General features: G+C 68.4%; 14 protein-coding genes. 5 read left to right on the forward strand and 9 right to left on the reverse strand.

The features are described from left to right. Nucleotides 1-180: 180 nt before the first annotated feature. From phoU to LCL61_RS08265, 5 genes are all read right to left on the reverse strand, one after another. Complete coding sequence (gene phoU, locus LCL61_RS08245) at nucleotides 181-843, reverse strand: phosphate signaling complex protein PhoU (RefSeq protein ID WP_034312635.1); 663 nt, start codon at nucleotides 841-843, stop codon at nucleotides 181-183. An 80-nt stretch (nucleotides 844-923) separates the two neighbouring features. Next, complete coding sequence (locus LCL61_RS08250; RefSeq protein WP_340688528.1) at nucleotides 924-2,327, reverse strand: LCP family protein; 1,404 nt, start codon at nucleotides 2,325-2,327, stop codon at nucleotides 924-926. A gap of 794 nt (nucleotides 2,328-3,121) precedes the next feature. After that, nucleotides 3,122-3,850 carry a GGDEF domain-containing protein gene (locus LCL61_RS08255; RefSeq protein WP_340686287.1) on the reverse strand — a complete coding sequence of 243 codons (729 nt, stop codon included), beginning with the start codon at nucleotides 3,848-3,850 and terminating at the stop codon, nucleotides 3,122-3,124. Nucleotides 3,851-3,915: 65 nt separating this feature from the next. After that, nucleotides 3,916-4,518 (reverse strand): isopentenyl-diphosphate Delta-isomerase, encoded by a 603-nt coding sequence (gene idi, locus LCL61_RS08260; RefSeq protein ID WP_425341988.1) that lies wholly within the window; start codon nucleotides 4,516-4,518, stop codon nucleotides 3,916-3,918. A gap of 67 nt (nucleotides 4,519-4,585) precedes the next feature. Next, entirely contained in the window at nucleotides 4,586-5,419 is an 834-nt protein-coding gene (locus LCL61_RS08265; RefSeq protein ID WP_340686289.1) for an alpha/beta hydrolase, read from the reverse strand. A 122-nt stretch (nucleotides 5,420-5,541) separates the two neighbouring features. Between LCL61_RS08265 and LCL61_RS08270 the strand changes: the two genes are divergently transcribed. Then, nucleotides 5,542-5,826, forward strand: coding sequence for a hypothetical protein (locus LCL61_RS08270; RefSeq protein WP_340686290.1), 285 nt, complete (start codon nucleotides 5,542-5,544; stop codon nucleotides 5,824-5,826). Nucleotides 5,827-5,872: 46 nt separating this feature from the next. Here the strand turns inward: LCL61_RS08270 and dusB are convergent, their stop codons facing one another. Both dusB and LCL61_RS08280 read right to left on the reverse strand, forming a co-directional pair. Then, nucleotides 5,873-7,018, reverse strand: coding sequence for a tRNA dihydrouridine synthase DusB (gene dusB / locus LCL61_RS08275; RefSeq protein WP_340686291.1), 1,146 nt, complete (start codon nucleotides 7,016-7,018; stop codon nucleotides 5,873-5,875). Nucleotides 7,019-7,314: 296 nt separating this feature from the next. Then, entirely contained in the window at nucleotides 7,315-7,713 is a 399-nt protein-coding gene (locus LCL61_RS08280; protein ID WP_340686292.1) for a hypothetical protein, read from the reverse strand. A gap of 488 nt (nucleotides 7,714-8,201) precedes the next feature. Between LCL61_RS08280 and LCL61_RS08285 the strand changes: the two genes are divergently transcribed. Next, nucleotides 8,202-10,115, forward strand: coding sequence for a DUF2339 domain-containing protein (locus LCL61_RS08285; protein ID WP_425341989.1), 1,914 nt, complete (start codon nucleotides 8,202-8,204; stop codon nucleotides 10,113-10,115). Between the two features lie 43 nt (nucleotides 10,116-10,158). Next, on the forward strand, nucleotides 10,159-10,560 hold the full coding sequence (locus tag LCL61_RS08290; RefSeq protein ID WP_340686294.1) for a TIGR03667 family PPOX class F420-dependent oxidoreductase: 402 nt from the start codon (nucleotides 10,159-10,161) through the stop codon (nucleotides 10,558-10,560). On the opposite strand, the gene LCL61_RS08295 is transcribed toward LCL61_RS08290, so the two are convergent. Next, entirely contained in the window at nucleotides 10,557-11,108 is a 552-nt protein-coding gene (locus LCL61_RS08295) for a superoxide dismutase (protein ID WP_340686295.1), read from the reverse strand. The two genes, LCL61_RS08290 and LCL61_RS08295, sit on opposite strands and share 4 nt — an antisense overlap. Before the next feature lie 83 nt (nucleotides 11,109-11,191). Between LCL61_RS08295 and LCL61_RS08300 the strand changes: the two genes are divergently transcribed. Beyond that, nucleotides 11,192-12,154, forward strand: a complete 963-nt coding sequence (locus tag LCL61_RS08300; RefSeq protein ID WP_340686296.1) for a DMT family transporter — start codon at nucleotides 11,192-11,194, stop codon at nucleotides 12,152-12,154. Next, nucleotides 12,099-12,563: a DUF6328 family protein gene (locus LCL61_RS08305; protein ID WP_340686297.1), complete on the forward strand. Its 465-nt coding sequence runs from the start codon at nucleotides 12,099-12,101 to the stop codon at nucleotides 12,561-12,563. Before LCL61_RS08300 ends, LCL61_RS08305 begins: the two co-directional genes overlap by 56 nt. Here the strand turns inward: LCL61_RS08305 and LCL61_RS08310 are convergent, their stop codons facing one another. Then, a complete protein-coding gene (locus LCL61_RS08310) occupies nucleotides 12,564-13,091 on the reverse strand; it encodes a hypothetical protein (RefSeq protein ID WP_340686298.1) in 528 nt (175 codons plus the stop codon). It abuts the gene before it with no gap. Between the last annotated feature and the right edge of the window lie 48 nt (nucleotides 13,092-13,139).

Below are 13,139 nucleotides of genomic sequence, written 5' to 3' on the forward strand. Positions count from 1 at the left end.
CGCTCTTCCGATCTCTTCCCTCGGCTCAGCCGAGGGAAGGGGGCCTTCACGCGCTTGGGGGTCAGGAGCGGCGAGGTGAGCGTCGGTCCAGATGGTCGTGAGGCCCGGCGCTGACGTGACGAAGGGGCCCTTCACCGCGTGAGATGCGGTGAAGGGCCCCTTGGCTCCAGAGCGAAGTGCCTACAGCTCGTCGGGTCCGTAGCCGGGCATCTTGCCGGTCACCACGAAGATCATCCGGCGCGCGACCGAGACGGCGTGGTCGGCGAAGCGCTCGTAGAAGCGGCCCAGCAGGGTGACGTCCACCGCCGCGGCGACGCCGTGGTCCCAGTTCCGGTCCATGATGACCGTGAACAGGTGCTTGTGGATCTCGTCGACCTCGTCGTCGTCCGACTCGATCGTGCGGGCGGCCTCGACGTCCTTGGACTTGATGACCTGCTCGACCTGGCGGGCCAGGTTCACCCCGACCTCGCCCATCTTGGCGAAGTCGGCCTTCACCTCGTCGGGCAGCACGGGATCCGGGTGACGGCGGCGCGCGGCCTTGGCCACGTGCAGGGCCAGATCGCCCATCCGCTCGAGGCTCTCCGCCGCGTGGATCGCGGCGAGGACGGTCCGCAGGTCGGTCGCGACGGGGGCCTGCAGGGCCAGCAGCGCGTACGCTTGCTCCTCGCATTCGGCGCGCGCGTCGTCGACCTTCGCGTCGTCGCTGATCACCTGCTCGGCGAGTCCGAGATCGACCTCGAGCAACGCCCGGGTCGCCCGCTCCATCGCGTCGGCGACCTGGAGCGACATGCTCGCTAGGTTCTCGGCGAGCTGTTCGAGTTCGACATGGTAAGCCTCACGCATGGCCCAACCCTACGCCGGAACAGGGGCCAAAGCCGCATCCCAGAGTGAACCCGACGTGAACCCGGACTAACGAATGATCCTCAGCCTGAGCTGCTGCTCTTCTTGGCGCCGCCGGACTTGGCGGAGCTGGTCGGAGTGGACGCCGTTTCGCCGGCGGGAGGCGCCGGCGCCTTCTCTTCCAGCGGGGTGTTGTTGATCAGCGCGTCGAAGACGGCCTTCGCCTTGCTCTGGACCAGCACCTCGTTGCCGCGTTTGTTCGCCTCTTCGGTGGTGGGCACGGTCAGGAACTTGACCTTGTCGGATCCCATCCCGCGCATCGACTTCGCCAACGTCATCATCTGCTTGATGCCGAGGTTCTCACCGAAGGTGGCCTTGGCGAACGCGTCGATGAACCCGCTGAGCTTGCCGGTGTCCAGGATGACTTCCTTCGACATCACGGTCTTCAGCAACGCGCCGAGGAAGGCCTGCTGCCGTTTGATCCGGCCGTAGTCCGACGTCGGGTCGCCCTTGACGTGCCGCGCCCGGACGTAGTTCAGCGCCTGGTCGCCGGATATCCGCACCTCGCCCGCCTGCGGGATGATCATGCCGAGCGTGGTGTCGTCGACCGGCTTCTCGTTGTACACGGTGACGCCCTGCACGGCGTCGACCATGGATTTGAAGCCGTTGAAGTCGATCCCGACGAAGTGGTTCATCTTCATGCCGGTGATCTGCTGGATGACCTTCGTGACGCACTGCGGGCCGCCGACCGCGTAGGCGGTGTTCAGCTTCGCGATCTTCTGCGCCGGCGCGGACTCTTCCGAGTACGACGACGTCGCCGGGTCCCAGCGCTTGCATTCGGGACGGCTGATCTCGAGGTCGCGCGGGAAGGACACCATGACGACGCGCTGCCGGTCGGCGGGGACGTGCGCGATCATGACCGTGTCCGAACGGGCACCCGGGGTGCCGTCGGCGTCGCCGACGCCGTCTTCGGCGGCCGCGCCGTCACGGGAGTCGGAGCCGACCATCAGGAAGTTCTCGTCGCCGGTCTGGCCCGCGGCGTCCTGGATGTCGGCCGAGTCTTCGTCGAGCGAAGCGACGGTGTTGAACTTCGCGTCGAACCAGGTCTGCGCGCCCCACGCGGAACCGATGGAGAGGAACACGAGCGCGGCGACCACGGCGGCGGCGATCCGGCCCGCCTTGGCCGTCTGCCTGGTCTTGCGTTCCTTCTTCTCCTGCAGACGGGTCTGCGGGGCCGGCTCTTCGGCGGCCTCCGCGGGTGCGGAATCGGTGGTCGTGACCACCCGCTGCAGCGCCGTGCGGGTCTGCTCCAGCAGCGCGGCGGGGCGGGCGGCGAACCGTTCGCGGCGCTCGCGTTTCTTGGCCTCTTCGGCCTCGAGTTCGTCGTGCGCGGCGGAGAACCGGGCCAGCGTGTGGTCGATCTTGCGCTTGGTGATCGTCGCGTCGTCGATCGCCTCGAGCTCGTCGGTCATCGTGAGCCGGTCCATCTCGGACCTCGGCGGGACCGGCACCTGCTGCACCGGCCGCTGCACCGGGCGGCGGGGACGACGCGGGGACGGCGGTGCCGCGGGCTGCTGCTGCGCGCCCGGGTTCACCAACGGCGGACGGCGCTGCGTCGGCGCTTCGGGGCTGGGCGCGGCCTGTGGAGTGCGGCGCGGCTGGCGCGCACGAGGCGGACGCTGGGACTCGGCCGGTTGCGGGTTCCGCGGTGGCATCTGTGCCCGCGGCGTGGCGGGTTTGGCCGCGCGAGGCGCGGGCGCCGGGCTCTCGACGGGCGCGGCCGGACGAGGACGACGAGGTGCGGGCGGCTCCGTCCGAGCGGCGCGCGCACCGGGTCTCGGAGGCTCGGGCGCCGGTTCGCTCTGCCGGAGGCGGCGCGGAGCGGGCGTCTCGGCGGTGGGATCGAAGACCGGGCGTTCACCGGTGTGACGTGCGACGACGTCGGAAACGCTGATCCCGCCGTGGGTGTCCATCGAGCGGCGTCGAGCCCTGCGGCCGCGCTCACCGGCGCTTCTGTCGGTGTGACTGTGGCGACCGGTCCCCGGGTTGTGGTGCTCGTCGGGCACTCGGTCTCCTTTCACGACTCGTCGAAGCTCTTTCGTTATCGTACGGACACCTCGGGTTCGTGACGACAACCATCCCGGAATTTTCTTCACTCAAGGTACCGAGAAGCGCCGAACGGTCCATGCGATCGGGTGAGCGGTCGTGGTTAAAGCTGCGTTAAAAGGTGCGAAACCGCTACGCAGAGTGCGACGCTTACTGTGTGAGTGGCGGCGAGTGGCTAGGCGCCGGCGGACTCGGCCGCGTTCAGCGGCTGCGGAATCGTCCGTGATGATTCTTCGTCCTGATAGGCCACTTTGTTTCGCCCGGCCCGTTTCGCCATATACAACAAAGCGTCGGCGCTGCGCAACTGCCGTTCCGGTTCCGCCGCGATATCCGGTTCCGCGCGGCTTTCGTGCGCGAGTCCCACGCTGATCGTCACGGCGAGGCCGGGACGGATCCGGCGCCACGGATGGCGGGCCACCCGGATACGGGCGGTGTCGGCGATGCGCACGGCGCGGGCGGCGTCGACGTCGGGGATGACGAGCGCGAACTCCTCGCCGCCGTAGCGGGCGCAGAACGCCTCCGGCGGGAGCCCCTGCTGCAGGAGATCGGCCACTTCGCGGAGCACGCGGTCGCCGACCAGATGCCCGAAAGTGTCGTTGACCTCCTTGAACAGGTCGAGGTCGACCAAGGCGATGGCGACGCCGGGCGGGCCGCGGTGGTCGACGGCCGGGCCGTGCAGCCACTGATCGAGGTAGCGGCGGTTGTAACTGGACGTCAGGGTGTCCCGCAGGCTGCCTGCCCTGGCGAGGTCCAAAGCGGATTTGAGGTGGTGGTACGCGCGGCGCCAATCACCCTGTGTAGCGAGGACTCGCGCGATCGACTCATGCAAAGTGAGCAGATCGGTGGTCGGCGCGCCCGATGGGAGCGCGGCCTCGTCGTCGGCTGCCACGCTCACCTCCGCCACGAATTGGTTTTCGTCGTATAGGAGGGATCTCTTGAGGTATGAGTACGGGCCAAAGCGAATATCGCTCAAGAGGACGACGGTTCGGCGTCATTGTCACGCACCGGAGTGCCGTTCTGTAAGGACGAAAACGGCTCCGCGTCTTTGAGCTGCGAAAACTGATCTTTCGCCCAGTAACTCACGTCAGTCACATCGTCATTCAGCAACAGTGCGTAATCATTCCAGGTCAGCCAGCGCCAGTCGCCGACCTCGTCCGGATGCGGTTCCGGATCTTCGTCGACCCAGGCGACGAAGACCGGGCAGAACTCGTTCTCGACCACGCCTTCGAACGGTGGCGTCGAGTAGCGATAGGACGGGAGGACACACCTGAGCCCGTTCAGCCGGGGCAAGCCGAGTTCGAAGGCGGCCCGGCGCCGGACGGCCTCCTCGATCGGTTCACCCGGTGCGGGATGCCCGCAGACACTGTTGGTCCACACCCTCGGCCACACCTTCTTGGTGGCGGCGCGGCTGGTGATCAGCAGGGCCTGGTCGCTGCTGCGCAACAGATAGCAGGAGAAGGCCAGATGCAGCCGGGTGTTCTCGTGGTGGGCGGCCAGTTTGGGCGCTGTTTCGCCGGTCGGCTCACCGTCCTCGGTGACGTAGACGATGCGTTCGGTGTCCACTTCGGTCATGTTGTTCACCGGCCCCACTGAACCACCAGGCTCGCTGTGACCGGTACCGCGACCAGAGTTACCCCTGTTAGTGGGACGAAAGGTGCTCCACGAGCAAAGAAGTGACGGCCTCGGGCGCCTCTTCCACCACCCAATGCGAGACGTCCTCGATCATCTCGAAGCGGTACGGGCCGGTGACCCGGTTCGCGGTGTCGAGCGCGGCCGTCGAGCCGAAGGCGGCGTCCTCGGTGCTCCAGATGTAGAGCGTCGGCACCTCGATCGGGCCGATCTTCCCGCCGGGGCGGCCGGCGCGGTACCAGTTGAGCGCGGCGGTCAGCGCGCCCGGTTCGGACAGACGCCGGACGTACTCGTCGACCTTGCTCGGCGACACCTTCCAGTCGAACATGCGGCGCAGCGCGTCGGCGTTGTTCTCGAGCATCCGCCGTTCGGTGACGCGGGTCTGCCGCCATTCGGTCATGTACGCCGATCGGAGATGCTGGTCCTCGTCGGTCTTCATGGCCTCCGCCAGCGCCGCCGGATGCGGCGTCGAAATCACGGCGAGACTCCGGAGCCTGCCCGGACGCGCGTCGGCCGTCCACCACGCGACAGCGCCGCCCCAGTCGTGTCCGACAAGATCGAATTCGTTCCACCCCAAGCGATCCGCGATCGCGATGACGTCGCCGACGAGGTCGTCGATCCCGTACTCGGACGCCTGTTCCGGCCGGACGTCCGGGGAGTAGCCGCGCTGATCCGGGGCCACCGCGCGATAGCCGAGCACGCCGAGCGTCGCGACCTGGTGCTCCCATTCCACCGCGGCCTCGGGAAAACCGTGCAGCAGCAGGACAGGGCGGCCGTCTTCGGGGCCCGCCGCGATGGCGTCGAAGGAACCGGCCGCGGTGGGGATGCTCAGCTGCTCGATCACGACGCCGACTTTACGGGCCTCCGGTTTCCGGCAGGCGGCAAGGGATTGACGAGGAGGGTTCCTTGATCGTCTAATAACGCGGCGGTCGATGCCCGGCCGCACTGGGGAAACTGGGGTAACACATGTCGAACAAGTGGAGGCGCCGGCTCGCCGTCGGCGCCGCTTCGGTCGCGCTCGCGGGCGGCATCGGTATCACCGCGGCGAATGTCGCGGTGGCCGAAGAGGCACCGGTCTCGGTCGCCGGGGTCTGTGACGGGAATCCTGGCTGTCAGCTCGGGCCGTATTCCAGCCTGAGCAGTTGCCAGATCGAGCAGAGCAACATGGCCCGGTACTACACGATCACCATGCGGTGTTTCGAGGTCGACACCGGCCAGTGGAAGTTCGCCTACAAGACCAGGGGAACCTGAGCCGTGAACGAAACGCTCCCGTCGCCCGGCGGGAGCGTTTTTCGTTTCAGCCCCCCGAGTGGATGTCCTCGGCTTCGGGCACGCAGTCGTCGTCCGGGTCGTCGAGCCAGCCGTGCGGCAGCGTGACCTTGCCCGGCGAACCTTGCCGCCCGCGCGGACCGGTGGCCGCGGTGGGGAACGGCGCGTCGTGGTCGAGCTTGGCGATCAGGTCGTCGAGCTGGTCCATGCTGGACAGCATCGCGAAGCCGCGTCGCAGCTCCGAACCGACCGGGAAACCCATGAAGTACCAGGCCATGTGCTTGCGGATGTCGCGCATGGCCTTGTCGTGGCCGTCGTGCTCGACGAGCAGTTCCGTGTGGCGGCGCAGCACCTTCGCGACCTCGCCCAGATTCGGCGGAGTGGGCTGCGGGCGACCGGCGAAGGCGGCTTCCAGTTCGCCGAACAGCCACGGCCTGCCCAGGCAACCGCGGCCGACCACGACACCATCGCAGCCGGTCTCGTCGACCATGCGCAGCGCGTCCTCGGCGGAGAAGATGTCGCCGTTGCCGAGCACAGGAATGCTGGTGACCGCTTCCTTGAGCGCCGCGATCTTCGTCCAGTCGGCCTGTCCGGAGTAGCGCTGCGCGGCGGTGCGCGCGTGCAGGCTGACCGCCGCCGCGCCCTCCGCCTCGGCGATCCGCCCGGCGTCGAGGTAGGTGAGGTGGTCGTCGTCGATGCCCACCCGGAACTTGACCGTGAACGGCACCCCCGCCTCGGCCGCGGCCTTCGCCGACTCACGCACGATGTCGGCGAACAGCTTGCGCTTGAACGGCAACGCCGCGCCGCCGCCCTTGCGCGTCACCTTCGCCACCGGGCAGCCGAAGTTGCTGTCGATGTGGTCGGCGAGCCCCTCGCCGGTGATGATGCGGACGGCCTCGGCCATGGTCTTGGGGTCGACCCCGTAAAGCTGCATGGACCTGGGCTTTTCGTTCTCGCCGAAGGTCATCATGTGCATCGTGCCGGGGTGGCGCTCGACCACCGCGCGGGCGGTGATCATCTCGCAGACGTAGATGCCGGCGCCGTACTCCTGGCACAGCTGCCGGAACGCGACGTTCGTGATGCCCGCCATGGGAGCGAGCACGACCGGCGGATCGACCTCGTAGGGGCCGATCTTCAGGCTGGGCTTGCGCAGGGTGGCTGTCACGTCCTCCATTGTCGCCTGTGGTGTCTGTCACTCGCAGGTGGGCTGGTCACCGTCGCCGATCGGAACGGCGAGAGGAGCGATCACAGAACCCGGATCGGAGGATCAACTGCGAGCGCCCGGCGCGCCGTATCGCCACAGCTGGAAGGTGCGGGACGTGCTGAGGAGCGTTCGCCGGGGTTCATCCGGGCAGCATGGAGAAATATGGATATCGGTTCGCCTTCGTCCGGTTCCGTCGGTGAGCCGTGCCGTGACTGTGTGGATTTTGGGACGTCAGATGTCCAAAAATCCACACGGTGGCCGAGCGTTCACACGATCCGTGCGGTCTTGCGGCGCAGTGAGCTGAACTGGCTGACTCGTTGGAACGACATGCCCAGTACTTCGCCCGCTTCGCGTTGTGAAACGCCGAGAGCGAGCAGTTCTTGAACTGCCGCACGGTGTTCCGCGGCCGCTTCGGCCTGCTTGCGTTGGGCCTCTTCCCGCAGGACTTCGGCGCGAGCTTGATGGTCTTTCACCGAACTCGGCAGGTGCACCTCAAGGTGCAAGTCGTACTCGTCGTTTCCGACGCCGTCCATGATTTCGATGAGCTCGTTGGCCATCGTCACGACGTCCTTGTAGCGGAGAGCCTGGGTCGAGCGGTCGATCTCGCGGACCCGGATCAGCCAGAACCTTCCATCGCGAGCGACTTCGGCGTGGTAGGTCTTCACTTCCTCCACCATCCTTTCCCGAGGACGCCCTCGCATTCCTTGAAGATGTCGACGGCGAAGACCTCGCCCAGTTCGGTATGGCGCGGGATGGGCACCACCACGCCGTTCAGGGTGTCGATGGTGTGGTTGGCGCCTTCCCGTTCCAGGATCCACGCCGCGCGTTGCCGCCTGGCGGCGACAGCGATCTTCTTATGACCTCTCGTCGTCTCACAGGGTGTGTCTAGGCAGGGCTAGACGCAACCGTCAAGGGCGGGCTAGACATCTACTGAGATGGGATGAAAAGGGTCGTCTCGTTGCGGCTGCGCAACGCGGCAGATCAGCGGCGGACGCGTCGGCAGGTCCACGGAGGCGGGCAAGTCCCCGGTAAGAATGCCGACTGCCTGCGGGCGCTCCGCGTCTGGGCCCGATCGCGATGATCTCGCAGGTCGCGACCACATCGTCATCACGATTGAGTAGTGCTACGGATCCCATGGGGGTCCTCAGGCCGCATGCTGATCGCCATGACCACCGATGGGGATGTGCTCCTCAGGCTCGCCGGGGAGATCGACGACCTTGGGGCCCGCCTCGCGCGGGTCGGCACGGAGCTGCGGACCGTCCGGTCCGCGGCGGAGCCGAAGCACGAAGAAGCGCCTGAGCAAGCGCCCCAAAAGCAGGCCGAAGAGGCGCAGGTGCCCCCGCAGGCGCAGCAGCCGCAAGCCGAGCAGCCCCAGGCCCAGCAGGCCCCGCAGCAGCCGTACCCCCACCCCCCGTACCAGCAGCACCCGCAGTACGCCCACTACCAGCAGCAATACCAGCAGGCCCAGTACGCGCAATGGCAGCAGCAGTACCGCCAGCAGTACCAGCAGCCCTACCGCCCCTACCAGCCTGCCCCGAAGGTGTCGCTCGCCGAGAAGCTGGGCAAGGAAGGCGCCGGCAGCAGACTGCTGGCCTGGATCGGCGGCGCGGTCACGTTGCTCGGCATCGTGCTGTTCCTCGTGCTCGCGATCCAGCGTGGCTGGTTCGGCCCGTTGCCGCGGGTGATCGGCGGTGCCGTGCTCGGCGCGGCGCTGGTCGGGATCGGGCTTCGCCTGCACCGCACGCCGGCGGGCCGCACGGGCGCGTTCGCGCTCGCCGCCACCGGCATCGGCGCGCTGTACCTCGACGCCATCGCCGCGACGACGATGTACGAGTACCTCCCGGCCTACGCCGGTCTCGCGATCGGGCTCCTGATCGCGGTCGGCGGGTTGCTGCTGGCCGTGCGGTGGAAGTCGTCGCTGCTCGCGACGGCCGTCGTACTCGGATGCGTGATCTGCGCGCCCATCATCACGCAGGGGTTCACCCCGCAGCTGGTCGCGTTCCTGCTCGTGGTCCAGGTCGCCTCGACGCCGGTGCAGCTGCGCCAGTCGTGGCCGTCGGTCGCGGTCGCTTCCGGGATCCCGCCGCTGGTCGCGTCGGTGTTCAGCACCGCGTTCACCGGCCCCGGCGGCAGCACGGCCAACACCGCCGCCGCGCTGGCCGTGAGCGGCGTCGGACTCTCGCTGGCCCTGATCGTCACCGCCAAGCGGAGCGGGGACGCCGCCGCGCTCACCCTGCTCGCCCTCGCGCCCGCGGCGTCGTTGCTCGCCGCGTTGCTCCTGCCGAAGACCCCGGCCGTGCTCGTCACGGCTTCGGTCGCGCTGGTGCTGCTCGCGGTGTGGGCGGCCGGACAGTGGCTCGACGGCTGGACGGGTGACCTCGCGGGCGCCGCCGGGCTGGTCGCGGCTCTCCAGACGACGATGACGTTGTTCGACGGCAGTGCCCGTTCGGCGGTCCTCATCGGCGAAGGGGTCTTGCTGGCACTGGTCGCGCTGTGGACGAAGAAGCACGTGGCGCTCTTCGGCGGGCTGGGTTTCACTGTCATCGGCGGCATGATCGCGCTGGTCTTCGACGTCCCGCCGACGCTCTTCTTCCTGATCCGGAACCGTCCGGACGCCGACCTCGCCGCCGCCTTCCTGGTGGCCCTCGCCATCCTGGCCGTCTCGATCACGCTTCCGTGGGTCGCGCACCGGCTCGGGCTGTTCAAGGCCGCGGCGGAGAACGTGGTGCCGTGGCTCTTCGCCGGGGTCTGCGGGCTCTACGGCGCGGGCGCGATGGTGCTGTGCGGCGCGATGCTGGCCGTTCCCGGCCGCTCGGGGTTCCTGGTCGGCCACGTGGTGATCACGGTGTCCTGGACGGTCGCCGCGCTCGTGCTGCTCGTCCGCGGAATCTCCGCGGTCAACCTGCGGGTGATCGGCTTCGTACTGGTCGGCGCGGCGGTGCTGAAGCTGGTGCTGTTCGACCTCGCCGCGCTGGACGGCCTGGCCAGGGTCGCCGCCTTCCTCATCGCCGGCCTGGTGCTGCTCGGCGCCGGGACTCGGTACGCGAAACTCGTTGCGTCCCGCTGAGCGGACGAGGAAGAAATGCCGCCGGGTCGTGGTTGGTCGGTTCATGAGCTACCGACCCGACCCACGGCTCGCCGAGCGGGCGAAGGAGAACGTCGCCTGGCTGACCACGATCAGCCCGAAGGGACGCCCTTCGCCCCGCCCGGTGTGGTTCGTGCTCGACGGTGACGACTTCATCGTCTTCAGCCAGCCGGATACGGCGAAGACCCGCCACATCGAAGGCAACCCCGAGGTCAGCCTCCACTTCAACAGCGATGAGCACGGGGGCTCGATCCTGGTGATCGGCGGCAAGGCCGAGATCCTGCCGGACGGTCTCGCGTCGGAGCAGCCGGGCTTCCTCGGAAAGTACGAGAAGCACTACCCGGCGATCGACTACGACGTCCCGAAATTCGACCGGGAGTACAACGTCCGGATCAGGATCCGCCCCGAACGGACCTGGGGGTTCTAGAAGCCGACGGTCACGCAGGCCAGCCGGGCCCCCGCGGTCCCGGCGTGGCCCGGGTCGGTGTGCGTATGCGTTTCGTGGATCACGATGGAGTTCGCGCGCCGGTCGGTGAACGTCCAGTCCACTTTGGACACGGCGGCGCCGCGGCCGGTGGCGTCGGTGGTGAGGTCGAGCCAGATCTCGTTGCGGGGGTTGGCGTAGGCCGGGTCCACCGACGGCTTCACCGGGTCTTCGACGTTCTGGTAATGCGGTCCGGCGAGGTCGCCGGTGGCGCCGCACGGCTTCGTGTGGGCGTGGGCGCCGTATTCGCGGTTCGGCAGCAGGCCGGTCACGAGGATCGCGGTCGAGGTGCCGAGATGCTTGGACGTCAACCCGAAGACGTGCGCGCGGGCGCCGGGCGGCACCAGTTCGGGTTTGTAGCTCGTGAGACCGCTCTTGGCGGTGATCACGTGGACGCGGGAGCCGGGGACGGCGGTGGCCGGTCCGGCGCCGGCGGTCAGGGCCAATGCGGCCGCGGACAGGACAAGCGAGAGTGCGGGGACGGGGCGCATACCCCTTGCCTAGTCCGCACGAATCGGACACGCCAGAGTGGTCACTCGGTCGGGCGATCATTCTCGAACTATGGGCAGGGTAAGTGAGTACAAATCCTCCGGATCGCACCTGGCTGGTCGCGGTCGCCGCCGCTCTTTGGGGTACCGACGGACTTTTGCGGCTCCCGCTCGCCGAGGCGCTTCCGGCGGCCACGGTCGTCTTCTGGGAGCACTTGCTGGTAGTGCTCGTGCTGAGCCCCTTCATTCCCGGCGCAGTCCGGGCGCTGCGCCGGACCGGCCCGCGGGAATGGCTGGCCGTGCTCGCCATCGGCGGCGGGTCTTCCGCGCTCGCGACGGCGATGTTCACCGCGGCCTTCAAACTGGGCGACCCCGTGACGCCGTTGGTGCTGCAGAAGCTCCAGCCGGTGTTCGCCGTGCTGGCGGCGTATTTCGTGCTCCGTGAGCGAGTCCGCCCGGGGTACGCCTTCTTCGCGATCCCGGCGCTGCTCGGTGCCTGGCTGCTGGCCTTCAAGGATCCGCTGAACATCCAGGTCGCCGCGGCGAAGGCGGCGCTGCTGGCGATCGGCGCGGCCGCGTTGTGGGCGGCGGGCACGGTGCTCGGACGGCTGCTCTCCACCGAACTGGCGCCGAAGGAGGTCACCACGCTGCGCTTCACGGTCGGGCTCCCGGTCGCGGCGGGCATCGTGGCGTACCAGGGTGGCCAGTTCGCCGTCGGCTGGGACAACGCGCTCGGGCTCGCTCTCCTCGCGCTGGTCCCCGGCCTGCTGGCGCTGAGCCTCTATTACGTGGGCCTGCGGTCGACGCCCGCGGCCAGGGCGACGCTGGCCGAGCTGGCGTTCCCCGTCACGGCCGCCATGATCGGCGTATTGTGCTTGAACGCCGATTTGTCGGGTACTCAGTGGCTGGGCCTAGCCGTTGTGGTCGTGTCAGTGACGTCGCTCGGCTGGCACGAAAAGGTCAGGCGTCAACCGATGGTCCTGGAGCCGCTGAATGGTCGAGCACACCGGCGAGACGAAGAACGAACGCCTGACCCGCAACGTCAGTGAGCTCCTGCAGGAGCTGCGGGTCGCGCAGGCCGGTGTCCAGATCCTCTTCGGTTTCCTGCTCACGGTGGTGTTCACCGACGAGTTCCACGGTGCGAGCGGATTCGAGAAATCCGTCCACCTGACGGCGGTCCTGCTCACGGTCTGTTCGACGGTGCTGCTGACGGCGCCCGCCGCGTGGCACCGGCTACTGTTCCGCACCGGGAACCGTGAGCGGATCCTCACCGTCGGCAACCGGTCCGTCCTGGTCGGGCTCGGCTGCCTCGCGGCCGCCATCACCACGACCGTCGCGCTCATCGCCAAGGTGGTCTTCGGCCCGATCGCGATGACGGTCTTCGGCGTGGTGTCGGCGGTGCTGTTCGTCGTCATGTGGTTCGTGGTGCCGAAGAGGATCGACCGCAACGGCGACTGATCACCGGCCCGTGCGCACCGGGGTGCTTTCGGGCAGGCCGAACGCGGCGGCGGACAAGGACTTCGGGTCGTCCGGGCTCGCGCCGCCGAGCACCCGGCGGGCGCCGACCCACGAGAACATCTCCTTGACCGAACGTGAGTAGCCGGCGCCGTCCTCCGCGAACTTCCGGTCGAGCACGCGGTACCCGCCGGGGGCCCGTTCCACGCGGTAGACCATCGGCTGCCGCCGGAATCCGCCGCGCGTGACGAGTCCGTCGCCCTCTTTCGCGACCTCGTCGCAGCTCGCGACCAGGCCGATCTTGACGAGGTCGCCGTCCGGCCGGGTCTCGATCACCTTCTGTGTGCACACCCACCGGACGCCCGGGTCGCCGGAGCCGGCGAGCGCGCGCAGATGCTCGTCGATTCCAGGCAGCGCCTCCCTCGCGACGGCGTCGTCCACCGACGGCATCTCGTCCACGATCCACCAGCCTGCCGCGGCCACCACCACACCGACCCCGGCGAGCACGGGCCAGCGTTTGACGTTCCCCATGGGACGAAGCTACCGAGCGGGGCAAGTGTTCATCCGCGGTTCGGGACG

This window comes from Amycolatopsis coloradensis, from assembly GCF_037997115.1.
GTDB classification, from domain to species: domain Bacteria; phylum Actinomycetota; class Actinomycetes; order Mycobacteriales; family Pseudonocardiaceae; genus Amycolatopsis; species Amycolatopsis coloradensis_A.

Excerpts from the sequence above, each read along its gene's own strand:
- LCL61_RS08285 (WP_425341989.1), top strand. The coding sequence starts at position 8,202 with ATGCTGATCGCCATGACCACCGATGGGGATGTGCTCCTCAGGCTCGCC.
- dusB (WP_340686291.1), bottom strand. The coding sequence starts at position 7,018 with ATGGAGGACGTGACAGCCACCCTGCGCAAGCCCAGCCTGAAGATCGGC.
- idi (WP_425341988.1), bottom strand. The coding sequence starts at position 4,518 with ATGACCGAAGTGGACACCGAACGCATCGTCTACGTCACCGAGGACGGT.
- LCL61_RS08250 (WP_340688528.1), bottom strand. The coding sequence starts at position 2,327 with ATGGACCGGCTCACGATGACCGACGAGCTCGAGGCGATCGACGACGCG.
- phoU (WP_034312635.1), bottom strand. The coding sequence starts at position 843 with ATGCGTGAGGCTTACCATGTCGAACTCGAACAGCTCGCCGAGAACCTA.
- LCL61_RS08295 (WP_340686295.1), bottom strand. The coding sequence starts at position 11,108 with ATGCGCCCCGTCCCCGCACTCTCGCTTGTCCTGTCCGCGGCCGCATTG.
- LCL61_RS08310 (WP_340686298.1), bottom strand. The coding sequence starts at position 13,091 with ATGGGGAACGTCAAACGCTGGCCCGTGCTCGCCGGGGTCGGTGTGGTG.
- LCL61_RS08305 (WP_340686297.1), top strand. The coding sequence starts at position 12,099 with ATGGTCGAGCACACCGGCGAGACGAAGAACGAACGCCTGACCCGCAAC.
- LCL61_RS08270 (WP_340686290.1), top strand. The coding sequence starts at position 5,542 with ATGTCGAACAAGTGGAGGCGCCGGCTCGCCGTCGGCGCCGCTTCGGTC.
- LCL61_RS08290 (WP_340686294.1), top strand. The coding sequence starts at position 10,159 with ATGAGCTACCGACCCGACCCACGGCTCGCCGAGCGGGCGAAGGAGAAC.